Genomic DNA, 22841 nt, shown 5'->3' with positions numbered 1-22841 from the left:
TTTGGCACGCTGTTGAGTTCTCAAGGAACGGACGCTTCCTTCGGACCGCCTTCCAGCGGGCCCTCCGGGCTTCGTTCTTTCGTGTTTCCAGCTTACCAGATGTTTTCCGCTCCGTTTACCGGGGCTTCATTCATCCGATTCCCGCTGGCGGGATTTCCTGCGAACTTCGTCCCGAAGCCTATCAAGGCTTTCGGAGTGCTCAGTCCGTGGGATTTGCTTCGTCGGAGGGCGCGCATTTCGTGAAACGCGCTCGCCTCGATTCGGCGGTGTCGTAGACACTAACGCCCGGGCCCGACTGTTGTCCAGTCAGTCCCAACCGTTCAAACCTACTAGCCCACCCGCACCACGTCAATGGTTTGGCCGGGGTGAGAGGAAGAGTAGCAGGTCAGGAGCCTGTTGATCACATCGGGCTCAGGCCGCGACGGGCTGGAGGTCCGCCCGATCGGCCGCGTCCAGATCACCGGACTCGCCGTCCGCGGCGGCCTTTCGGCCCAGCACCAGGGCGTAGACGAGGAAGGCCGCCTCGGCGAGCACGCCGATGGAGATGCGGGCCCAGGTCGGCAGGCCGGACGGGGTCACGAAGGCTTCGAGGACGCCGGAGACCGCCAGCACCGTCGCCAGGCCGATCGACATGCCGATGATCGCGCGGCCCTGTTCCGCCAGCGCCACCGAGCGGGTCCGCGGGCCGGGGTCGATGACGGTCCAGCCGAGGCGCAGGCCGAGGCCGCCGGCCACGAAGACCGCGGTCAGTTCCAGCAGGCCGTGCGGGATGAGCAGGCCGAGGAAGACGTCGAGGCGACCGGCCGAGGCCATCAGCCCGACGCCGACGCCGAGGTTCACCGCGTTGGTCCACATCACGTAGAGCACCGGAATGCCCAGCGCGATCCCGAACAGCAGGCACTGCACGGCGATCCAGGCGTTGTTCGTCCAGACCTGCGCCGCGAAGGAACTGGCCGGCCGGTCCGAGTAGTACGTCTCGTACTGGCCGCCGGGGCGGGTCAGCTCCTGGAGGTGCTCGGGTGCGACCAGGCTGTTGCGGACCTCCGGGTGGGTGGCCACCCACCACGCGAGCAGGACGGCGGCGACCATCGAGACGATCGCCACCGGCACCCACCAGCGGCGCGCGCGGTACAAGGCGGCCGGGAAGCTCACCGTGTAGTAGCGGGCGACGTCCTGCCAGCCGTTGGTCCGGGCTCCGGTCACCGCGCTGCGGGCGCGGGAGACCAGGCCGGTCAATCGGCTCACCAGGGCCGGATCGGGCGCGGCGGCCTGGACCTTGGCCAGGTGGCCGGTGGCGCGCTGGTAGAGCGTGACCAGTTCGTCGGCCTCCTCGCCGCTGAGCCGGCGCCGCCGGGCGAGGGCGTCCAGCCGGGCCCACTCCCCCTGGTGGGTGGCGACGAAGACGTCCAGGTCCATTTCGGCGGCTCCATGATCGGCGGCGGGCGCGGACGTGCGCGGGCGGGCGGGTGGGTCCAGGCTGGCGGTCCGGGCCGGCGGGTCCGGGCGGACGCGTGCGGCCCAGCATGCCAGCAGGGACTGCCGCCCGGGCCGTCGGGATCTCACTTCCCGTGCGCCCGCCGGGCCCCGTATGTTGGCGGCTGCGGATCAGACTGCGGAGAGCGGGTCAGGGGGAGCCGGTCCGGGGTGACTGCCTCCCCCGGGTGCAGCCGCTGTCCCAGGGGTGGATCTCCATGGGCGAGCCGTACGGGCTCCAAGAACGTGAACGGACAGGTGTCTTGAGCGACCTGGTGACGGGTGAGGCGGTCGTTCTCGGCCTCCAGACGGCGAAGCTTCCGAGCAGGGCCCTGGCGATCGTGATCGACCTGTTGGTGGAGTTCGCCGCCCTGCTGGTGTTCACGCTGGTGCTGAGCGTCGCCCTGATCGGCCTCGACAACGCCGCGCTGGCCGCCACGATGATCGGCCTGACGGTGTTCTTCCTGGTGGCCGTGCCGGTGATGATCGAGACCCTCACCCGCGGCCGCTCGCTCGGCAAGGCCGCGCTCGGTCTGCGGGTGGTGCGCACCGACGGCGGGCCGGTGCGGTTCCGGCACTCGCTGGTGCGCGGGCTGGTCGGCTTCTTCGAGATGATCGTGCTGACCGGCGCCCCGGCCGTGATCACCTCGGCGGTGCACTCGGACGGCAAGCGGCTCGGCGACATCTTCGCCGGGACGGTGGTCGTCCGCGAGCGCACCCCGGGTGCGGGCGGTTCCGCCGCCCCGCTGCCGCCCGTGCACCCGCAGCTGCTGCAGGCGATGGGCCACGAGCTGGTCGCGATGGACCTGTCCGCCGTGCCGGAGCCGCTCTGGCTTGCCATCCGCCAACTGCTCGGCCGGGTCGGCCAGTTGGACCCCGCGGTGATGAACCAGATGTCCACCCGGCTGGCCGGGGACCTGTCCGCCAAGATCGGCCACCCGGTCGCACCGGGGCTGCACCCGGCGGCGTACCTGGGCGCGGTGCTCACCGAGCGCCAGCGGCGCGAGTGGACGCGGGCCCGGGAGCAGCAGTGGGCGGCCGGGCCGGTACCCGCTCAGCCGGTCCCCGCCCAGGCCCCGGCTCCCGTGCCGGCTCCGATGGCCCCGGCCGGTCGGCCCACCCGGGTCCTCGGTCTTCCGCCGCAGCAGCAGCCCGCTCCCATGCCCCCGGCCGTACCCGCGGCCCCGCCCGCGCCGGCCCCGCCCGCCGCACCGACCGCACCGTCCCTCGACAAGCCCACCGACACCGGCTTCGCCCCGCCCGCCTGAAACCGGCCCGCCCGAGCCCGGCCCGCCCGAGCCCCGCCCGTCTGAAGCCGGCTCGCCCGAAGCCCGGCCACCACGGCCGTACGGGCCCGCTACTCCTCCTCCGCCCCCACCCGCCAGGCGTTCGGCGGCGACTCCAGCTCCTCCAGCTCGATCCCCTCCGCCGCCAGCACCACGTCCCCCGCCAGGTGCACGACCTGCTGCTCGCCCGTCTCCAGGTCCGCCACCTGGTACCGCTCGACCAGCAGCGGCCCCGAATCCGTCTCGTGGGTGTCGACGCCCTCCAGCAGCCACCCCTGGTCGAGGGTGCGCGGCGCCAGCACCGGCTCGGTGAAGGCCACCAGCCGCACCCGCGCGCTCGCCCCCTCCCGCAGCCGCAGCAGCCGGGCGGTGGCGACGAGGAAGCCCGGCGAGCGGCCGGTGAAGGCGTGCGCCCGGTCGTGGCCCTCCACCGCGTGCTCGCCACCGGGGTCGGCCGCGTCGGTACGGACCCAGGCCACCCCGTCCACCGCCCCGCCGCGCACCTGCCAGCCGCCGGCCCGCAGTTCCATCCGCAGCGGCCGGGCCCGCGAGTCCAGCGTGAGGTCGGTGCTGCCGAGCACCCGGCCGTCCGGCGCGTAGGTCTTGGAGACGTACCGCCAGCCGGCCGCCCCGGGGGCGCAGCTGAAGCGCTCCTCCCCGAGCAGGACGTGGTCATGAGGGTCATGGAGCGAGTACCGGCCGTTGGGCATGCCGGAAAGCCTACGTGCGCCGCGTGCGCGCTCCGCGTGCAACCTTCCGGCCGGTGCCCGCATTAGAGCGGCGGACGGCGCGGCGGCGCGTCGCCACCACGACGAGAGGGGGTGCGGATGGCGAAGCAGACGCGCGACGTGGAGTTCACGGATTACGTGGCCTCCAGGAGCGGCTGGCTGCGCAAGGTCGCCTATCTGCTGTGCGGGGACTGGCACCGGGCCGACGACCTGGTGCAGGAGTGCGCGACCAAGCTGTACGTGAACTGGTCACGGGCCGGCCGGGTGGAGAACCTCGACGGCTACGCCCGCAGGGTGCTGGTCAACACCTTCCTCGCCGAGCAGCGCACCTCCTGGTGGCGGCGGATCTCGCGGACCGCGACGCCGGTGGACGTCGCGTCGGTGGCCGCCGACCTCGACGCCAACCTGGACCTGCGCGAGGCGCTGGCCGCGCTGCCGCCCAGGCAGCGGGCCACCGTGGTGCTCCGGTACTACTGCGATCTCACGGTCGATCAGACCGCCGATGCGATGAGCTGCTCCTCGGGCAATGTGAAGAGCCAGACCTCACGCGCTCTCGCCACCCTCCGGACGACCCTCACCCCTCGTCCCACCACCACCGAGAGGACGCCATGAGGACGCACGAGCAGCGTGATCTGACCGCCCGGCTGAGCGCCCTCGCCGAGGCCCCGGCGCCGCCCCCCGCACTCGACGCCTCGGCCGTGATCGCCCGCGGGCGGGTCCGGCTGCGCCGCCGACGGCAGGCCCTGATCGGCGTGGTGGCCGGGTCGACCGCCGCCGTCCTGGCCGGGGTGCTGCTGCTGCGCCCGGCCGGGGGCCCGCCCGCGCCGGCCGTCCCCGCGCCCACCGCACCGGCCTCGATCACGCCCTCCCCGACCGCCGCGCCGACCCCGGCGGCCGCCACCGGTCCGCTGAGCACGGAGGTCCGCTTCGGCTGGCTGCCGCAGTGGCTGGCGCACCCGGCCGTCGGCTACGCGAACAGCGACGGCCGGTCCGTCGCGACCGCGGCCACCACGGTCGCCGTCCTCAACGCGGTCCCCGACCTGAAGCTCCAGCTGCTGCGCGGCACCGAGGAGTCCCCCGCCCCCGGTACGCACACCGCCACCGCGCCCCCGGTCGCCGGCCGGGAGGCCCACTGGCTGGTCACCGACGCGTCGGGAACCACGGTCGGCCTGCGCTGGCTGACCGACTCCGGCCGCTGGGCCGAACTGCGCGCCACGGTGTGGCTGGGGTCGAAGGTCCAGGACGACCTGCTACGGGTCGCGGCCGACGTCCGGTTCGGCGGCTCGGACGTCCCGTTCCCGGTGCGGCCGACCGGCGTGCCCGCCGACCTCAGGCTGCGGACCGCCGAGGTCCACCGGCCCACCAAGGACTCCGAGCCCAAGTGGAGCGCCATCCTGTCGTACACCGTCGACGGCAAGTGGCTGAGCGTCACGGTCCAGCCGGAGGGCTTCGGGACGTTCGTGGACGGCCGGCCGGACGGCGGCACCCCGGTGTGCCGGGTCGCGAAGGGCGTCCGGCTCTGCGCCAACGGCACCGCGGCGCAGGCTCCCTCGGTCCAGGCGGCCGGCGGGCTCGCCGGCCTGCTCGAACGGTTCGACGTGCTCGGCGCGGACGAGGCGTCCTGGGCCCGCTGACGCACCCCGCACACACGCCGGCGGCCGGCGCCCCCGGAGAGGAGGCGCCGGCCGTCGGACCGTCAACCGGTCAGTAGCGGTACTGCTCGGCCTTGTACGGGCCCTCGACCGGAACGCCGATGTAGTCGGCCTGCTCCTGGGTCAGGGTGGTCAGCTTCACGCCCAGCGCGTCGAGGTGCAGGCGGGCGACCTTCTCGTCCAGGTGCTTCGGCAGCACGTAGACGCCGATCGGGTACTGCTCGGTCTTCGTGAACAGCTCGATCTGGGCGATCGTCTGGTTGGCGAAGGAGTTGGACATCACGAAGGACGGGTGGCCGGTCGCGTTGCCCAGGTTCAGCAGGCGGCCCTCGGACAGCATGATGATGGTGTGGCCGTCGGCGAAGCGCCACTCGTGGACCTGCGGCTTGACCTCGGTCTTCACGATGCCGGGCAGCTTCGCCAGGCCCGCGATGTCGATCTCGTTGTCGAAGTGGCCGATGTTGCCGACGATCGCCTGGTGCTTCATCTGCTCCATGTGCGAGGCGAGGATGATGTCCTTGTTGCCCGTGGTGGTGATGAAGATGTCGGCGATCGAGACGACGTCCTCCAGGGTGGTGACCTGGTAGCCGTCCATCGCGGCCTGGAGCGCGCAGATCGGGTCGATCTCGGTGATGATCACGCGGGCGCCCTGGCCGCGCAGCGACTCGGCGCAGCCCTTGCCGACGTCGCCGTAGCCGCAGACGACCGCGACCTTGCCGCCGATCAGGACGTCGGTGGCGCGGTTGATGCCGTCGATCAGCGAGTGGCGGCAGCCGTACTTGTTGTCGAACTTCGACTTGGTGACGGCGTCGTTGACGTTGATGGCCGGGAACAGCAGCTTGCCGTCACGGTGCATCTCGTACAGGCGGTGGACACCGGTGGTGGTCTCCTCGGTCACGCCCTTGATCGTGGAGGCGACCTCGGTCCACTTGTTCGGGGTGTCCTTGAGGGTGCGGTTGAGCAGCTCCAGGATGATCCGGAACTCGTCGTTGTCCGCGGTGGACGGGTCCGGAGCGGCACCGGCCTTCTCGAACTCGACGCCCTTGTGGATCAGCAGGGTGGCGTCGCCGCCGTCGTCCAGGATCATGTTCGGGGTCTTGCCGTCAGGCCAGGTCAGGGCCTGCTCGGTGCACCACCAGTACTCGTCCAGGGTCTCGCCCTTCCAGGCGAAGACCGGCACGCCCTGCGGGTTCTCCGGGGTGCCCTCCGGGCCGACGGCGATGGCCGCGGCCGCGTGGTCCTGGGTGGAGAAGATGTTGCAGGAGCACCAGCGGACCTCGGCACCGAGCGCCGTCAGGGTCTCGATCAGGACGGCGGTCTGCACGGTCATGTGCAGCGAGCCGGTGATGCGGGCGCCGGCCAGCGGCTGCGACTCGGCGTACTCGGCGCGGATCGCCATCAGGCCGGGCATCTCGTGCTCGGCCAGCTGGATCTCCTTGCGGCCGAACGGCGCCAGGGAAAGGTCGGCGACCTTGAAGTCACCGGTGATGTCGGTCGACATGCGTCTGCTCCTCGCTGATGGGGTGGGGCCAAAGCTCCGGGCGTGCTTCGCGCGCGTCAGGCCGTACGGGTGCACGGCCACGCCGGGACCACCGGATCCGCGCCGGACCGGCCTCCCGTTGCGCAGCACAAACCGTCGGAGGACCTCTCTCCCTCGACCGGCGCACGCCCTACGGGTGCGGACCGCCGATCGACCGCCATCAGCAGCGACGTTCTGGCTCTGGTGACGAATCTACACCGACGGCCCCGTCGGCCGTCCGCCGATGACCGATTTCGGCCTGCGGTCCGACCGGGCCCGAGCCGGGCCCGCGAGGGTCCCCCGGCCGTGGCCGGGGACGGCTCAGTGCTCGCCGCCGGGGCCCGGGCCACCGGGCGTGGCGGCCGGGTCGTCGCCCGCCGCGGCCTTCTCGGCGCTGTAGACGTCGGGCTCCAGGTAGATCGCCCGGGCGATCGGGACGACCGCGCGCACCCGCTCCTCGGCCGCGTCGATCGCCTCCGCGACCCGGGCGGCGCTGTCCTCGGCGTTGACGGCGATCTTGGCGGCGACCAGCAGCTCCTCGGGGCCGAGGTGCAGGGTGCGCATGTGGATCACTCCGGTGACGGTCTCGCCGTCCACCAGCGCCTCCCGGATCCGGCGCACCGACTCCTTGTTCGCCGACTCGCCGAGCAGCAGCGACTTGGTCTCCAGGGCGAGCACCACGGCGATCACCACCAGCAGGAGGCCGATGCACAGGGTGCCGATGCCGTCCCAGACGCCGTCACCGGTGATCACGGTGAGCCCGACGCCGAACAGCGCCAGCACCAGGCCGATCAGCGCGCCGGTGTCCTCCAGCAGCACCACCGGCAGCTCCGGCGCCTTGGCGGTGCGGATGAACTGGGTCCAGCTCTGCTTGCCCTTGGCCTTCTCCGACTCCCGCATCGCCGTCAGGAAGGACCAGCCCTCCATGCCGATCGCGAAGACCAGCACGCCGATCGCCCAGCCCCAGGCGTCCAGCGTCTCCGGGTGGCTGATCTTGTGCCAGCCCTCGTAGATCGCGAACAGGCCACCGACGCTGAACAGCACGATGGCCACCAGGAAGCCGTACACGTAGCGCTCGCGGCCGTACCCGAAGGGGTGCTCCTCGTCGGCCTCCCGGCGCGCCCGCTTGCCGCCGATCAGCAGCAGCACCTGGTTGCCGGAGTCGGCCACGGAGTGCACGCCCTCGGCGAGCATCGAGGAGGAACCGGTGAAGCCGAAGGCGGTGAACTTGGCCGCCGCGATCGCCAGGTTCGCGGACAGTGCCGCGATCAGTGCCTTGGTGCCGCCTTCGGTACTCATGCCTCTTCTTCCTCACGGGTCGGTCAGCGTCGTCGAGCGCTTACCGTACCGGCCTGGAAGTCCCGTCCGGCCGACCGCCTCAGGACTGCGCGGCCGCGAGCCCCAGGTAGACGGCGGCGAAGTCGGTCAGCGCGACCAGGTCGGCCAGCGCGTGCAGCGCGTCCGGCCGGGCGCTCGCGTACTCGGTCAGCCGGACGTCGTGGGCGGCGGCCAGCCGGTGCGCCCGGGTGACGCCGAAGCTGCGCGGCCCGGCGTCCTCCTCCGGCACCTCGACCGGGCCGTCCCGCCCCTCCTCCGTCACCGGTCCGGCCGCGCCCGGGACGTGCCGCAGCAGCAGGACCTGCAGGTACAGCGGGTCCGGCTCCTCGACCCGGTCGCGGAAGAAGTCGTCCGGGTCGGCGCCCGCTCCCAACTGCCCGGTGAACATGCCGCGGTGGGCGGTGAGCACCTGCGGCAGCGGCCCGGCCAGCGCCGGGCGCCCGGCCCGGTCGGCCAGCTGGGCGGCGAACCGGGCGGCGGCGGCCCCGGCGATCGGGCCCTCGGCCCACAGCAGCGGGACCGTCCCGGCCAGCCGGGCGGCCAGGCCCTTCGCCGGGTTGGTGTACGCGGCGGCGTCCGGGCGGCAGCGCACCGCGGCGGCGTCCAGCAGGTCGGCGACGGCCGGCAGCGCGTCGTACGGGAGCTGGGTGAGGCCGATCTTCTGGGCCAGCGCCAGCATAGGGGTGAGGTGGGACCAGAGCGCCGCCGGGTCCTCGGCCGGCAGGTCCGGCTCGGCGGCGGCCACGGGCGCGAGGTCCTCGGACAGCACCGAGGCCGTGAACGGCAGCGGCAGCGCGCGCACCTGCAGCGCGGCCTCGGCCAGCGCGCTGCCGGCCGGGGCGGTGACGACGATCGCGCAGCCGCGCGCGTACGCCTGCTCGGCGAGGCTGACCAGGCCCTGCTCGCCGCCGTCGGCGGAGCTGATCACCAGCAGGTCCAGCGGGCCGGCCCAGCCGGGCAGCTGCCAGCCGAGTCCGGCGGTGAAGGCGGGCCGGGCGCCGGCCCGGTCGGCGCGCGGGGCGGCCGCCTCGGTCGGCGGCAGCGCGGTGACCAGGGAACCCGTGCCGGCCAGCGCGGACAGCATCTCGGCGGCGGTCAGCGCGCTGCCGTGCCCGGCGACCAGGACGGCGCGCGGACGGCCGTCCGGACGCAGCCGGTCGAGGCCGGCCGCCTCGGCCTGCCGCAGCGCGGTGCGGACCCGCGCGCCGGCGCCGGCCAGGGCCAGCAGGGCGCGGTCGTGGTCGGCGCGCTGCAGCGCGGCCGGGTCGTCGAGCAGGGTGTCGTCGAGCATGCGGCGAACCTCCGGCTGCGGTCCTCTGGGCGCGCGCTCCGCTGCGCGCCGGGCGGTCGGGGTGGGGCTTCGCCCCCAGGATCACGCCGGGCGGCGGGCCTCGTCCACCAGGAGGACCGGAATGCCCTCGCGGACCGGGTACGCGAGGCCGCAGTCCGCACCGGTGCAGACCAGCTCGGGCTGCTCCTCGGTGCCGCCCTCGGCGAGCGCGGCCCGGCACTGCGGGCAGACCAGGATCTCCAGCAGGAAGGATTCGAGCTTCATGGGGCTCTCCAAAGTTCGGGGGTGGCACGGAGGTGCCCCGGCCGATAGGAAACCCTACCGGCCGGGGCACCGGGGCCCGTGGTCAGGCGCGGGGCTCGGACCGTGGCCCCCGGGCCTGGGGGCTCAGCCGCGGACGACGGCGAGCACACCGTCGCGTAGCTCGGCCATCTTCGCCGGGTCCTTGGCCTCGACGTTCAGGCGCAGCAGCGGCTCGGTGTTGGAGGCGCGCAGGTTGAACCACCAGTCCGGGCCGGCCACGGTCAGGCCGTCCAGCTCGTCCACCGTGGTGCCCTCGCCGCCGGCGTACGCGGCGCGGACGGCGGCGGTGCTGGCGGCCTGGTCGGCCACGGTGCTGTTGATCTCGCCGGAGGCGGCGTAGCGGTCGTACTCGGCGGTGAGCGCGGACAGCGTGCCCGGCTGCCCGCCGAGCGCGGCCAGCACGTGCAGCGCGGCGAGCATGCCGGTGTCGGCGCGCCAGAAGTCGCGGAAGTAGTAGTGGGCGGAGTGCTCGCCGCCGAAGACGGCGTCGGTCTCGGCCATCTCCTGCTTGATGAAGGAGTGGCCGACCCGGGTGCGCACCGGCTTGGCGCCGAGCTCGCGGACCACCTCGGGGACGGTCCAGGAGGTGATCAGGTTGTGGATGACCGTCGGCTCGGCCTCGCCGGCGGCCTTGGCGCGGGCGACCTCGCGGACGGCCACCAGGGCGGTGATCGCCGACGGGGAGACCGGCTCGCCGCGCTCGTCCACGACGAAGCAGCGGTCGGCGTCGCCGTCGAAGGCCAGGCCCACGTCGGCGCCGACCTCGCGGACCTTGGCCTGGAGGTCGACCAGGTTCTTCGGGTCGAGCGGGTTGGCCTCGTGGTTCGGGAAGGTGCCGTCCAGCTCGAAGTACATCGGGACGAGCTCGATCGGCAGGCCGTCGAAGACGGTCGGCACGGTGTGGCCGCCCATGCCGTTGCCGGCGTCCACCGCGACCTTGAGCGGGCGGATCGCGGTGAGGTCGACCAGGCCCAGCAGGTGGTCGGCGTAGCCGCGCAGGGTGTCCTGGGCGGACAGCGCGCCCGGCTTCACGTCCTTGGCCGGGACGGTGACGGTGTCGTCCTCGGCGGTCCAGGACTCGACCAGCTCGCGGATCTCGGCCAGGCCGGTGTCCTGGCCGACCGGGGCGGCGCCGGCCCGGCACAGCTTGATGCCGTTGTACTGGGCCGGGTTGTGGCTGGCGGTGAACATCGCGCCGGGCAGGTCGAGCTTGCCGCTGGCGTAGTACAGCTGGTCGGTGGAGCACAGCCCGATCTGCACCACGTCGGCGCCGTAGGCCGCCGCGCCCTCGGCGAAGGCCAGGCTCAGCGACGGGGAGGAGGGCCGCATGTCGTGCCCGACCACGATCGCGGACGCGCCGGTGACCTGCACGAACGCGGCACCGAAGGCCCGGGACAGGCTCTCGTCCCACTGGTCCGGGACGACGCCCCGGACGTCGTACGCCTTCACGAGCTGCTTGAGGTCGCGCACTGCGGCTCCACCCTGGTCTTAGGACTGATCACGATACGTCTGGGCCACCGCGCGTCCGGTCGACGGGCGCGGTGACGGTAGACGGGCAGCGTACCCGGGCCGGACGAACGCCCCGTGCCGGGTGAGGCCTCAGTTGTCGGGCGAGCGCAGGACCCGGAGGTGGCCGCGGCGGCCGCCCTCGGTGGACTCGCCCTCGGGGGCCCGGCCCTGACGGTGGGTCTGCGGGCGGGCGGCCTCCCGCACGGCGTTGGCCAGCGCCTCCAGGTCGTCGCTGCTGCGGCGCAGCGGCCCGGCCTCCGCGGCGAGCCGGACGACCTCCCAGCCGCGCGGGGCGGTGAGGCGCTCGGCGTGCTCGGCGCACAGGTCGTAGCAGTGCGGCTCGGCGTAGGTGGCGAGCGGGCCGAGGACGGCGGTGGAGTCCGCGTAGACGTACGTCAGCGTCGCGACGGCCGGCCGGCCGCACGCGGTCCGCGAACAACGACGTACAGAGCTCACGAGGGTGGACGGTACCGCACTCCCCGCCGGGGAGCGAAGACCGGCTGCCCGGAGGGGGTGCCGTGTCGCCCTCCGAGCGCCGGGGCGCGGATCCGGCGCCCCGTGTGATTCCCCGTCGGAGTGGTCCACTTCCGACCGTCCAAGGACTACCCTCGGCAGTGATATGGACAGCTCCGCACCGCAGTCATCGACAGGCCCGGCGCGCCGCCCCCGGCACCGCGACCGGCACGGGCGGGGCCTGCGCGGCCCACTGGCGCCGCCCCAGGTGCCGATCTCGCTCACCCGCTCCGAACTGTTCGACGACTACGTGCGCGAGTCGGTGGAGCGCCTCGAGCGGCGTTGGCCGCAGCTGATCGAGGTGGAGTTCGCCGTGCAGGAGGTGCCGCTGCACGAGCCGGACGGCGCCGACCCCGAGGACGGCGTGCCGCTCGGGCGGGTGTCGCCGGGCGGGCAGGGGCGCAAGAGCCAGATCGTGGTGTACCGGCGGCCGGTGGAGATCCGGGCGAAGACCCGGGAGGACCGCGCGGCGCTGGTGCACGAGATCCTGATCGAGCAGGTCGCCGAGCTGCTGGGGCTGTCGCCGGACGCCATCGACCCGCGCTACGACGAGGACTGAACCCCGACGGGGGCGGCACCCGGTGGTGCCGCCCCCGTCGTCCGCCCCGAGCGGGACGGCTCAGCGCAGGACGACGCCCGGGTCCTGGCCGGCCTGCGGGACCTTGACGGTGCTGCGGTCGTCGCGCAGCGCCTGGACGGTGAACATCGGCACGTCCTTGGCCGGCAGGGACAGCATCCGGGCGGCCACCACGGGGCCGCCGGAGACGGTCTCCACGGTGAGCGCGAAGGTCCCGTTCAGCCCGGCGGGCTCGGGTGCCGGGAGGGCGACCGTGCCGCCGGCCGGGACCTGGACCTCCTTGGTGGCCGGGGTGCCGCCGCCGCTGCCGGCCGAGGCGGTGACCCGGACGGTGGCGGCGTCGCCGCTGGAGGTCAGGTAGAGCGTGGAGGCGCCGGCCCGGTTGTCGGCGACGGTGGCGCGGGCACCGACCGGGTTGCTGCCGGTCAGCCAGGCCGCGTCGGTCTTGCCGTTGGCCGCCGCCCGGTCGACCCGCAGTCCGGCCACGATCGGGGTGCGGTGCTTGTCGTCGCTGGGCGACAGCCGCAGCCCGGCGACCTCGTCCCGGGTGACCTTGCCGAGGTCGACGGCGGCCACCATGCCCGCCTTGACGTGGATCGACTCGTTGCCGGCCGGGCTGAACCAGCCGTTCTTGCCGGACAGCTGGATCTTCAGGTCGGCGTCGTCCTCGGGCGGCGCCCAGACCACCAGGCGGGCCGAGGCGGTGTCGGCGGGCAGGCCGGGCAGCACCTGGACGGGGGCCGGGTCGGCCGAGGCCGGGACCCAGTCGGCGCCCTTACCGCTGTCGGCGGCGTGCAGCGCGGCCCCGACCCGCCCGGAGCGCGCCACCACGTGCACCGCGAGGTCGGCGACCGCGCCCTTGCTGATGGTCGACAGCAGGATGGCCTGGGAACTGCCGGGCGGGACGGTTATCCCGTTGGCGGCGTCGTTGTCGATCAAGCCCTTGTCGCCGTACAGCTTGATGTCCACCACCGCGGCGGAGGACTCGGTGTTGACCAGGCTGACGTAGTCGACCCGGTCGGCGGCGGTGCTCGCCCCGGCGAACCAGAAGCCGGTCCCGGCCGGGGTGCAGGTGAGGCCGGACAGGCCGAGGCCGCGCGGCTCGGTGACCACCGTGGTCTGGGTGACGGTGAAGCCGGGGGCGAGGACGCCGGTGGCGACGGCCCCGGTGCCGGGCGCGGCGTCGCCGTTGGCGGCCGGGCCGGTGGCCGGGGTGCCGGGCTTGGGGACGGTCAGCCGGGCGTCGGCGGGCGCCGCGTTCCTGTCCTGGACAGGGGCGGCGGGGGTGCCCGAGCCGGTCGGCGCCGGGGTGGCGGGCGCCGCCGGAGCGGCGGTCGGCTGGGCGGCGGGCGCGGCCGCGTCGGAGAGCCAGCCGGCCCCGCCGGTGGCGGCGCCCGTCCCGGGCGGGGTGTAGGCGGTGAGCGTGGTCGAGCCGGTCAGGCCCTGGAGCGGCTGCGGGCAGACCGCGGACGTCCGCTCCACCTGTGCGGTGGTCGGCGCCACGCCGGCGGCCGCCTTGGCCGGAGCGGCCGGCGGGCGCACCTCGGCGATCCCGAACACCGCCGCCAGCACCACGGCCGCGGCGAGCAGCGACGGGGTGGTCCTGGCCGCGCCGCCGGCCCCGGCGGCGAACCGGCTGCGGCCGGGGCGGGCCGCCGGGGCCGGCCCGGACGGCTCCGCCGCGAAGGCGGGCCCGGCCGGCTCGGCGGCCGCGTCGGCGCCGGACTTCTTCCTGAACGCTGGCTTCTTCATCGCGGGCTTCTTCATCGCGGGTCAGCTCCCCGATCCGTGCTGGTGCGGGTACCGGCCGGGGCCGTTGGGGTCGTTCGGGTCGTAGTAGGGCTCGGGCTGCTGCCGGCCGGGCCCCCAGGACTGCCCGTCCGGCTGCGGCTGGTGCCCCTGGTACCCGTGGGCGTCGTAGCCGTACGGCTGCTGCTCGGGCTGGTACGGCTGCTCGTAGCCCTGCTGCTGTTGCTGGTAGCCGTCGTACGTCTGTCCGCCGTACGGTGCGGCGGCCGGCTGCTGGGCCGCGTACTGGTCGTAGCTGTACGGGTCGGCCTGCTGGTACGCCTGGTACGGGTCGCTGTACTGCTCGGTGTCCTGGACGGCGGCGGCCGCCTGGACGGCTCCGGTCAGCGGCTCGGCGGTCGGCTGGGCCGGGATCGCGCCCGGCCTGTCGTACACCCCGGACTCCTCGGCGCCGCCCTCGGCGCCCTCGCCGGCCTCGCCGCGCTCGGCCATCCGGCGGGCCCGGCGGCTGCCGGGCGCGGGGGCCTGCGTCTGGGCGGCGGCCAGCGCGGCGGCGGCGACCACCTCCTCGGGCAGGTCGTCGTCCTTGTGGCTGCGGCGGCCGGGCAGGGCCAGCACCAGGATGGTGAGGCCGAGCAGCACCTGGGCCCAGATCCAGCCGGTGTGGGCGGCGCCGCCCTCCCGGGTGACGGTCAGCTTGCCGCCGGCGGCCGGGAGCTTGAAGCCCTGCGCCCAGCCGTCGACCCTGGTGGGCTCCAGCGCGGTGCCGTCCACGGTGGCCTTCCACTCCGGGGCGGCGGACTCGGCGAGCCGCAGCACCCGGCCGTCCGGGCCGGCCGGGACGGTGGTGGACAGGTCGCGGGCGCCGGACGGGACGACCACCGGGGTGGCGCCCGGGGCCGTGATCACCGCGCGGACCGCGGGGGCGCCGTTGACCTGCCAGAGCGCGGCGGCGCCGTCCTGGTTGGCCTTGACCAGGCCGGGGGTGGTGTCCAGGACGTCCTTGTAGACGTCGATCACCGGCTGCTGGACCAGCACGTAGGCGATGCCGTAGCCGGCCAGGGCGCTCGCCTGGTCGGCACCGGAGCCGGCCAGCAGGCTGCCGACCATCCGGTTCAGACCGTCCTGGGTGCCGGTCGCCGGGTCGACGGTGGACTCGGCCTGGCCGAGCGTCAGACCGGCGCCGCGCAGCACGGTGTAGCGGACCGCGCCGCCGTTGCTGTCACCGGTGACGACGAGGGTGCGGGCCCGGTCGGTGGTGCCGGCCTCCTCGGCGATGAAGGCGGGGACCTGGTCTGCCTGGCCGCGGTGCAGCGGACCGCCGGCGCCGGTCAGCGCCCACCACAGGCCGGTGCCGAGCGGGGCCAGGACGGCCGCGGCCACCACCAGGGCGGCCACCGGCTGGCGCCAGCCGAAGGCGATCCCGGCGACGCGGGCGTTGGCGCCGTCGGCGCCGATCGCGGCGGCGGCCAGCAGGGCGATCCCGGCGATCAGGGTGGCCGGTCCGGCCCAGGCGGGCACCGCCGGGCCACCGGAGGCCGGGGTGACCGAGGTGCCCGCCACCGCGACCGCGAAGACCAGACCGGCGCCGGCCGCGCCCCAGGCCACGAGCACCGCGCGGCGGCGGTCGGCGCGCAGCAGCGCGGCCAGCGCGGCCAGCACGACACCCGCCGAGAGCCAGATCGGCGGCACTCCGGCGCCGCCCGGGTTGACCAGCAGCAGGCCGGCCGCGCTCGCGCCGGTGCCGTGCAGGCCGGGCAGCCCGGCCTCCAGCAGCAGCCACTGCGGGTGCGACAGCACCTTGAGCGACCACGGGGCCAGCACCGCGACCGGCACCGCCAGGATCACCAGGACGCGCAGGCCGAGCAGCCGCAGCGCCGTGCCGCCGGAGCCGAAGGCGCCGCCGCGCACCACCGCGACGACCAGCATCGCCAGGCAGAGCGGCACCGCGAGCGCCCACGTTATCGGGACGAACGCGGTGGCCAGGGTGAGCAGCAGGACGGTCATCCAGACCGGGCGCCAGCCCGGGCGGGCGCCCTTGGCGGCGCTCTCGTCCCGGATGCCGAGGCCGGCCGCGATGGCGGCGGCGCGGGCCAGCGGCGGCAGCAGCACGGCGAGCACGGCGGTGCCGATCCGGCCCTGGGCGAGCGCGCCGGTCGCGGCGGGCAGCAGCGCGTAGGTCGCGCTGGCCCAGGCGCGGACCAGCTTGGAGTCCAGCAGCGGCCGGGACACCAGGTAGGCGCTGACCGCGGACAGCGGGACGGCGAGCACCACGAGCAGGGTGAGCGCGAGGTCGGCGTGGTCGAACAGCAGCCACGAGAGCACCGCGAGCACGCCGAGGTACGGCGGTGCGGCGGCGGTGGAGCCGGTGCCGACCGGGTGCCAGGAGTCCGCGTACATCGACCAGAGGCCGCCGGCCCCGTCGGCCGCGGGCAGCAGGGCGCCACCGAACAGTTCCCCGCCGGCGAGCAGGCCGCGGCAGGCGATCAGGGCGAACACCAGCAGGGCCGCGAACAGCACCGGCGCCGGGCGCCGGGCGAGCTTCTTGAGCAGCGTGAACTGCTCGACGACCAGGTCCTCGGCGTCCTCGTCGCCGCCGGCCTCGGCCGAGCCGTGCCGGCCGCTGGTGTCGTCGCCGCCCCCGATCCCGAGCGAGCCGATGACGCCCTCGACCGCCAGCCGGGTGGTGGCGCCGGGGGCCGGGAAGAGCGTGCGGTCGTCCAGGGCGTCCGCCGACCGGGACTTGGCGCGGCGTTTGCGCGCGGCCAACAGCCGTGGGAGGCGGACGAGTTCGTGGCCGAGGCCGGCGAGTTCGTCGAACGCCTGGCGCGGGTCCTTGCCGAGCAGGTTGGTGACGGCCCGCACCAGGGTGCCGAGCACCAGCCGCAGCAGGACGTAGGGGAAGAGCGCGCCCTTGCTGTTGGCGAGCAGGGTGTAGACGGCGCCGGCCTTGTCCACCCGGTGCGGGTGGGAGGGGCCGCAGTCGATCGCCCGGCGCTCGCGGGCGGCCGCCTCGGCGTGCCGCAGCACGGCGTCGGGGGCGACCACTACCCGGTGGCCGGCGGCGTTGACCCGCCAGCAGAAGTCGGTGTCGTCCCGCATCAGCGGGAGGGCCCGGTCGAAGCCGCCGAGCTCCTCGAAGACGTCCCGGCGCACCAGCATGCCGGCGCTGGAGACGGCGAGCACCGGGCGGACCTGGTCGTGCTGGCCCTGGTCCTGCTCGCGGCGGTCGAGGCCGGTCCAGCGGCGGCCGGAGCGGGCGATGGTGACGCCGACCTCCAGGAGCTGGCGGCGGTCGTACCAGCTGCGCAGCTTGGGGCCGACCACGGCGGCGCTGGGGGTGGAGTCGGCGACCTGGAGCAGTCGGCGCAGCGCGTCGGTCTGCGGCTCGCAGTCGTCGTGCAGCAGCCAGAGCCACTCGACCGGCCGGGTCTCGCGCGGGCCGCCGCGGCCGAGGTCGTCCTCCTGGGCGAGCGGGTCGCCGAAGTCGTCCCAGCCGCCGGTGACCGGGTCGTAGCCGGAGGGGTCGAGCCGGTACGGCAGGTCCTCCGGGCGCAGGGGCGCGCTGCCGGCCACGGCCTCGGCGACGGCGGTGCCGAAGCCGGCCCGGCGGCCGAGGACCAGCGGGCCGCTCTCGGGCAGCCAGTCGGCGAGGGTGTCCGCGAGCAGTTGCGGAGAGTTGTCGGTGGATCCGGTGTCGACCGCGAGGATCCGCTGGACCTGGCGGTCCTGACCGAGCAGGCCGGCCAGGGCCTGCGGGAGCCAGCGGGCGCCGTCGTGCGAGACGACCACGGCGGTGACCAGGTGGCGCGGGTAGGCGGGCGGCCGGGAAGCGGTGAAGCCGCTCTGGTGGCTGTAGACGGTCATCGAGTGCGCGGGCCCCAGTTCTCGGTGGACACAGCCGGTGAACGGCAACCGGATGGCGCACCACACTAACGGCTCCTGATGACCGCTTCGTCCGGGGTGTGCGTGCGGGGACGGTGAAAGGGGCCCTGGGAACGCGAAAGCGCCCCACCACCGCGGTGAGGCGCCCGTACAGCTGTGCGGTTGTCCGTCGTTGTCGAAGGGTCAGCGGGGGCCCGGGGCCGTCCGGTCAGACCGCGCTCTTCTTGAGCCGCCGGCGCTCGCGCTCGGAGAGGCCGCCCCAGATGCCGAAGCGCTCGTCATTGGCGAGGGCGTACTCCAGGCACTCCGAGCGGACCTCGCAGGCGAGGCAGACCTTCTTCGCCTCGCGAGTCGAGCCGCCCTTCTCGGGGAAGAAGGACTCGGGGTCGGTCTGCGCGCACAACGCACGCTCCTGCCAACCGAGTTCCTCCTCGTCCTCCGCGATGCCGTCCCCGATCAACAGCTCAAAGAGCTCGCTCATATGGCGCGCCTCCTCTGCCCCTACTTGGCGTCCCCGTGGTTGCCGTTGCCTCCTGCGGCTGACGACACGAGTGAAATTACAGTTGCGTCACTCTGGCCCAGTCAAGCCGAGCTCTGGTATTGGGGCCGGGATTCACTCCCTGGCACCAAGCCGTTACGAATAGTGTACATATCCGGACACATCGGACCTTTCGCCTCAAAGTCCTGAACGGTGCCGAACCATCCGCAACCACTCGCCGGGTGACGCACGATCACCGCCACAAGGCCGGTCATCGGCCTGCCTTCCCGGCGATCTTCCCATCGAAACATAGAGAGTGATGAATCACCCCATCAGGGAAAGATCCGGACCTAACCCACTCGAATGCCGCATCATTGCGTTTGACACCGGCCCTGCGAATGCGGTGTCCTTGCTGCTATGTCAGAGTTCGCCAGCCCCCGGAGCGGTTCCACCCTCCGCCGTGCCGTGAACTCCTGTTGTCGCCTCTGTTCCTGCTGTATCTAGGCGCCCGCGTCCCACCGCGCGCCGCCCCCAGGAAGCACAGAGGCCGCCCGCGATTCCCGTCCCAGGACATCCCGGATCCGGCTGATCCCGACACACCAGCCGACCCCTCCGAGGACGACTCCCGTGCGCATGATCCGCATCCGCAAGCGGAACCGCGACCGCAACAAGCTCGCCCGCCGCAGCCCCGCCACCGTCCGCACCGGCACCCCCGCCGACGCCCGGACCCGCCAGTGGGCCGACGGCCTCAGCGACGTCTCCATCGCGGGCGACCCGCTCGCCTTCCCGCACCTGGCCCGCACCGACCTGCCGGCCCACCCCACCAGCGTCGCCGAGTACGCCCGGCTGGTGCGCGAGATCGCCGCCGACCGCGCCCGCTGGGAGCCGCTGGTCCGCTACGACGCGCTGACCCGCTGGTACGCCCGGCTGGAGACCGGCCCCGGCTACGAGGTCTGGCTGCTCAGCTGGCTGCCCGGCCAGTCCAGCGGCTTCCACGACCACGGCGAGTCCTCCGGCGTGATGAGCGTCGTCCGGGGCGAGCTGGTCGAACGCTCCCTCACCCCGACCGGCGAGAAGACCCGGGAGCTGCGACCGGGCGGGCAGCGGGTGTTCTCCTCCGGATACCTGCACGAGGTCGTCAACGGCGCGCTCGAACCCGCCGTCTCCATCCACCTCTACGCCCCGGGCCTGACCGAGATGAACCAGTACGGCGCAACCGCCGTCCCCGAGCAGCACCCGGAGCGGCAGGCGCAGGCCGGATCGCACTGAACCCGGCTGACGGGAAGTCCGACCGTGGCAGGATGAGCCCCATGCGCATCGTGGCACTGGCAGGCGGAATCGGCGGAGCGCGCTTCCTGCGCGGGCTCCGCGCGGCAGTCGGACCGCAGGACGAGATCACCGTCATCGGCAACACCGGCGACGACATCCACCTCTACGGCCTCAAGGTCTGCCCCGACCTCGACACCGTGATGTACACCCTCGGCGGCGGCATCAACGAGGAGCAGGGCTGGGGCCGGACGGACGAGACCTGGTCCATCAAGGCCGAGATGAAGGAGTACGGCGTCGGCCCCGAGTGGTTCGGGCTCGGCGACCGGGACTTCGCCACCCACCTCGTGCGCAGCCAGATGCTCACCGCCGGGTACAGCCTCAGCCAGGTCACCGAGGCGCTGTGCGTGCGCTGGAAGCCGGGCGTGCGGCTGCTGCCGATGAGCGACGACCGGGTCGAGACCCACGTGCGGATCACCGACGGGCAGGGCACCCGGGCGATCCACTTCCAGGAGTACTGGGTCAAGCTGCACGCCGCGGTGGACGCCGAGGCGATCGTCGCGGTCGGCGCGGACACCGCCAAGCCCGCGCCCGGCGTGCTGGAGGCGCTCGCCGAGGCGGACGTCATCCTCTTCCCGCCGTCCAACCCGGTGGTCTCGATCGGCACCATCCTCGCCGTCCCCGGCATCCGGGAGGCCGTCGCCGCCGCGCCCGCCCCGGTGGTCGGGCTCTCCCCGATCGTCGGCGGGGCGCCGGTGCGCGGCATGGCCGACAAGGTGCTCGCGGCGGTCGGCGTCGAGGCCACCGCGGACGCGGTCGCACTCCACTACGGCTCCGCCCTGATCGACGGATGGCTGGTGGACACCGTGGACCGGGCCTCGGTGGCCGCCGTCGAGGCCGGCGGGATCGCCTGCCGGGCCGTCCCGCTGCTGATGACCGACGTCGAGGCCACCGCCGAGATGGCGCGCGCCGCGCTGGCCCTGGCGGAGCAGGTGCGCAAGTGACGCTGGAGATCCTCGGAGTCGACGGCATCCCGGAGGTCACGGCCGGGGCGGACCTGGGCGAGCTCATCGCCAAGGCGGGGACGTACCAGGACGGCGACATCCTGCTGGTCACCTCGAAGATCGTCAGCAAGGCCGAGGGCCGGCTGCTGCACGCCGCCGACCGGGAGGCCGCGATCGACGCCGAGAGCGTCCGGCTGGTCGCCCGGCGCGGGCCGATCCGGATCGTGGAGAACCGCAACGGCTTCGTCATGGCCGCCGCCGGCGTCGACGCCTCCAACACCGCCCCCGGCACCGTGCTGCTGCTGCCCGAGGACCCGGACGCCTCCGCGAGGGCGCTGCGGGCCCGGCTCCAACAGCTCACCGGCCGCCGGCTCGCCATCCTCCTCACCGACACCTTCGGACGGCCCTGGCGCGACGGGCTGACCGACGTCGCGATCGGCGCCGCCGGGCTCGGCGTCCTGGACGACCACCGGGGGCGCGTCGACGGCCACGGCAACACGCTGGAGTCGACCGTCGTCGCGACGGCCGACGAACTCGCCGCCGCCGCCGACCTGGTGAAGGGCAAGACGACCGGCGTCCCGGTGGCGGTGGTGCGCGGACTCGGACACCTCGTCACCGCCGAGGACGGCGAGGGCGTCCGGCCGCTGGTGCGGCCCTCCGCGGACGACATGTTCCGGCTCGGCACCTCCGAGGCGCTGCGCCAGGCCGTCACCCTGCGGCGCACCGTCCGCTCCTTCACGGCGGAGCCGGTCGACCCGGGCGCCGTCCGGCGGGCCGTCGCCGCCGCCGTCACCGCGCCCGCCCCGCACCACACCACACCGTGGCGGTTCGTGCTGCTGGAGTCGGCGGACACCCGGGTGCGGCTGCTCGACGCGATGCTCGCCGCCTGGCAGCGCGACCTGCGCGAGCTCGACGGCTGGGACGAGGAGCGGATCGCCCGGCGCACCGCCCGCGGCGACGTCCTGCGCGACGCCCCGTACCTGGTGGTGCCCTGCCTGGTGACGGACGGCTCGCACGATTACCCCGACCGGCGCCGGGCCACCGCCGAACGGGAGATGTTCACCGTCTCGGCCGGCGCCGCCGTGCAGAACCTGCTCGTCGCGCTCACCGGCGAGGGCTACGGCTCCGCCTGGGTCTCGTCCACGATGTTCTGCCGCGACACCGTACGAGCGGCCCTGGACCTCCCGGACGACTGGGACCCGATGGGCGCCATCGCCGTCGGCCGCCCCGCCGAACCCCCGAAGCCCCGCCCGGAGCGCAGTGCCGACGCCTTCATCGAGGTGCGGTAGGGCCGGTCGCGGCGGAAGCGGACCGGCTCAGCGGCGGCGGTGGTCGTTGGGGGCCAGGCGGGGGCCGTAGCGGGGGGCCCGGGCGCCGGCGGCCAGCAGGAGGCGGCAGAGCCGGTGGCGCTGGGGGCGGTAGGGCTCCAGCAGGGCGAGCATCTGGGCGTCGTCGCTGCGGGGGCGGCCGGCCAGGGCCCAGCCGACCAGGTTGGGCAGGTGGAAGTCCCCGACCGAGACCGCGTCCGGGTCGCCGTTGCTGCGCTGCAGCGTCTCGGCGGCCGTCCAGACCCCGATGCCGGGGACGGCGGTGAGACGGGCGAAGGCCTCCTCGTGGCCCATCGCCGAGGACTCCTCCAGCCGCGGCGCCAGCCGGACCGCGCGGATGACCGTCGCGGAGCGCTTCGGGTCCACGCCCGCCCGGTGCCACTCCCAGCTCGGCACCAGCGCCCACTCGCGGGCCGACGGCGCCACCCACATGCCCTCGGCCGGGCCCGGCGCCGGGGTGCCGAAGTCCCGCAGCAGGGTGCGCCAGGCGCGGTAGGCCTCGTCGGTGGTGACCTTCTGCTCCAGGATCGCCGGTATCAGCGACTCCAGCACCAGCCCCGTCCTGGTCAGCCGGACCCCGGCGGTACGGCGCTGGGCGTCCCGCAGCGGACCGGGCGGCAGGACCAGCGACTCCGGGGCGTCCTCCGCGCCGAGCAGGGCGGGGAGGCGGTCGAGGAGCCAGTCCGCGCCCGGACCCCACGCGCTCGCCTCGACCTCGCCGGCGGCCGGACGCGGCAGCACCCGCAGGGTGCCGACACCGGCCGGGGTGCGGGAGGCGCGCCAGACGGCGCCGTCGCCGGTGCTGCGGTACGCCGGGTCGGCGGGGCCTCGGCGCAGCGGGAGCAGGGTGCGGGCGACGTCCAGCGGGAAGCCCGGGCGCCAGCGCCGTACTGCCTCCACCGTCGCCTCCTGTGTCGCCTCCTGGTGTAGCCCCCGGATATG

The 22841-nt window shown here is 74.3% G+C and carries 20 protein-coding genes; 8 read left to right on the top strand and 12 right to left on the bottom strand.

The features are described from left to right. On the top strand, window positions 1-275 hold a 275-nt coding region (locus ACWDBB_RS32290; RefSeq protein WP_449792955.1), incomplete at its 5' end, for a hypothetical protein. 136 nt (window positions 276-411) lie between these two features. On the opposite strand, the gene ACWDBB_RS32285 is transcribed toward ACWDBB_RS32290, so the two are convergent. Continuing rightward, window positions 412-1416 (bottom strand): stage II sporulation protein M, encoded by a 1005-nt coding sequence (locus ACWDBB_RS32285; protein ID WP_449792954.1) that lies wholly within the window; start codon window positions 1414-1416, stop codon window positions 412-414. Between the two features lie 320 nt (window positions 1417-1736). Here ACWDBB_RS32285 and ACWDBB_RS32280 point away from each other — a divergent pair, with 320 nt between their 5' ends. Then, on the top strand, window positions 1737-2741 hold the full coding sequence (locus ACWDBB_RS32280; protein WP_449792953.1) for an RDD family protein: 1005 nt from the start codon (window positions 1737-1739) through the stop codon (window positions 2739-2741). An 89-nt stretch (window positions 2742-2830) separates the two neighbouring features. Here the strand turns inward: ACWDBB_RS32280 and ACWDBB_RS32275 are convergent, their stop codons facing one another. Further along, complete coding sequence (locus ACWDBB_RS32275) at window positions 2831-3469, bottom strand: hypothetical protein (RefSeq protein ID WP_392924524.1); 639 nt, start codon at window positions 3467-3469, stop codon at window positions 2831-2833. Window positions 3470-3586: 117 nt separating this feature from the next. Between ACWDBB_RS32275 and ACWDBB_RS32270 the strand changes: the two genes are divergently transcribed. Together ACWDBB_RS32270 and ACWDBB_RS32265 are read left to right on the top strand one after the other, a co-directional pair. Then, on the top strand, window positions 3587-4099 hold the full coding sequence (locus ACWDBB_RS32270) for a SigE family RNA polymerase sigma factor (RefSeq protein WP_449792952.1): 513 nt from the start codon (window positions 3587-3589) through the stop codon (window positions 4097-4099). After that, complete coding sequence (locus ACWDBB_RS32265; RefSeq protein ID WP_449792951.1) at window positions 4096-5121, top strand: hypothetical protein; 1026 nt, start codon at window positions 4096-4098, stop codon at window positions 5119-5121. Before ACWDBB_RS32270 ends, ACWDBB_RS32265 begins: the two co-directional genes overlap by 4 nt. A 70-nt stretch (window positions 5122-5191) precedes the next feature. On the opposite strand, the gene ahcY is transcribed toward ACWDBB_RS32265, so the two are convergent. The 6 genes from ahcY to ACWDBB_RS32235 all read right to left on the bottom strand — a co-directional run bounded on the left by ahcY (window position 5192) and on the right by ACWDBB_RS32235 (window position 11555). Continuing rightward, window positions 5192-6640: an adenosylhomocysteinase gene (gene ahcY / locus ACWDBB_RS32260; RefSeq protein ID WP_392884466.1), complete on the bottom strand. Its 1449-nt coding sequence runs from the start codon at window positions 6638-6640 to the stop codon at window positions 5192-5194. A 339-nt stretch (window positions 6641-6979) separates the two neighbouring features. Continuing rightward, window positions 6980-7957: a cation diffusion facilitator family transporter gene (locus tag ACWDBB_RS32255; protein ID WP_449792950.1), complete on the bottom strand. Its 978-nt coding sequence runs from the start codon at window positions 7955-7957 to the stop codon at window positions 6980-6982. Between the two features lie 79 nt (window positions 7958-8036). After that, the gene (locus ACWDBB_RS32250; protein WP_449792949.1) at window positions 8037-9287 is read right to left on the bottom strand and encodes an SIS domain-containing protein; all 1251 of its coding nucleotides are present in this window, start codon (window positions 9285-9287) and stop codon (window positions 8037-8039) included. A gap of 81 nt (window positions 9288-9368) precedes the next feature. Beyond that, window positions 9369-9551, bottom strand: a complete 183-nt coding sequence (locus ACWDBB_RS32245; RefSeq protein ID WP_224284587.1) for a Trm112 family protein — start codon at window positions 9549-9551, stop codon at window positions 9369-9371. Window positions 9552-9674: 123 nt separating this feature from the next. Continuing rightward, complete coding sequence (locus ACWDBB_RS32240; protein WP_449792948.1) at window positions 9675-11060, bottom strand: phosphomannomutase/phosphoglucomutase; 1386 nt, start codon at window positions 11058-11060, stop codon at window positions 9675-9677. Window positions 11061-11189: 129 nt separating this feature from the next. Next, the gene (locus ACWDBB_RS32235; RefSeq protein WP_449792947.1) at window positions 11190-11555 is read right to left on the bottom strand and encodes a DUF3499 domain-containing protein; all 366 of its coding nucleotides are present in this window, start codon (window positions 11553-11555) and stop codon (window positions 11190-11192) included. A 163-nt stretch (window positions 11556-11718) separates the two neighbouring features. Here ACWDBB_RS32235 and ACWDBB_RS32230 point away from each other — a divergent pair, with 163 nt between their 5' ends. Beyond that, entirely contained in the window at window positions 11719-12171 is a 453-nt protein-coding gene (locus ACWDBB_RS32230) for a metallopeptidase family protein (RefSeq protein WP_392884459.1), read from the top strand. Between the two features lie 60 nt (window positions 12172-12231). On the opposite strand, the gene ACWDBB_RS32225 is transcribed toward ACWDBB_RS32230, so the two are convergent. The 3 genes from ACWDBB_RS32225 to ACWDBB_RS32215 form a co-directional block, all read right to left on the bottom strand. After that, window positions 12232-13941, bottom strand: coding sequence for a DUF5719 family protein (locus ACWDBB_RS32225; protein WP_449792946.1), 1710 nt, complete (start codon window positions 13939-13941; stop codon window positions 12232-12234). Window positions 13942-13962: 21 nt separating this feature from the next. Next, the gene (locus ACWDBB_RS32220) at window positions 13963-17805 is read right to left on the bottom strand and encodes a glycosyltransferase (protein ID WP_449792957.1); all 3843 of its coding nucleotides are present in this window, start codon (window positions 17803-17805) and stop codon (window positions 13963-13965) included. Between the two features lie 226 nt (window positions 17806-18031). Beyond that, a complete protein-coding gene (locus tag ACWDBB_RS32215; RefSeq protein ID WP_030062195.1) occupies window positions 18032-18304 on the bottom strand; it encodes a WhiB family transcriptional regulator in 273 nt (90 codons plus the stop codon). A gap of 624 nt (window positions 18305-18928) precedes the next feature. Between ACWDBB_RS32215 and ACWDBB_RS32210 the strand changes: the two genes are divergently transcribed. The 3 genes from ACWDBB_RS32210 to ACWDBB_RS32200 are packed head-to-tail and all read left to right on the top strand — an operon-like array spanning window position 18929 to window position 21860. After that, the gene (locus ACWDBB_RS32210; RefSeq protein ID WP_449792945.1) at window positions 18929-19570 is read left to right on the top strand and encodes a cysteine dioxygenase; all 642 of its coding nucleotides are present in this window, start codon (window positions 18929-18931) and stop codon (window positions 19568-19570) included. Window positions 19571-19611: 41 nt separating this feature from the next. After that, complete coding sequence (gene cofD, locus ACWDBB_RS32205; protein WP_449792944.1) at window positions 19612-20571, top strand: 2-phospho-L-lactate transferase; 960 nt, start codon at window positions 19612-19614, stop codon at window positions 20569-20571. Next, the gene (locus ACWDBB_RS32200) at window positions 20568-21860 is read left to right on the top strand and encodes a coenzyme F420-0:L-glutamate ligase (RefSeq protein WP_449792943.1); all 1293 of its coding nucleotides are present in this window, start codon (window positions 20568-20570) and stop codon (window positions 21858-21860) included. Before cofD ends, ACWDBB_RS32200 begins: the two co-directional genes overlap by 4 nt. A gap of 27 nt (window positions 21861-21887) precedes the next feature. Here ACWDBB_RS32200 and ACWDBB_RS32195 read toward each other — a convergent pair whose 3' ends face one another. After that, complete coding sequence (locus ACWDBB_RS32195; RefSeq protein ID WP_449792942.1) at window positions 21888-22799, bottom strand: DNA-3-methyladenine glycosylase family protein; 912 nt, start codon at window positions 22797-22799, stop codon at window positions 21888-21890. Between the last annotated feature and the right edge of the window lie 42 nt (window positions 22800-22841).

Source organism: Kitasatospora sp. NPDC001095, assembly GCF_053598615.1.
The sequence above is the reverse complement of the archived record's forward strand: the minus strand, read 5'-3'. Positions and strand labels throughout refer to the sequence as shown.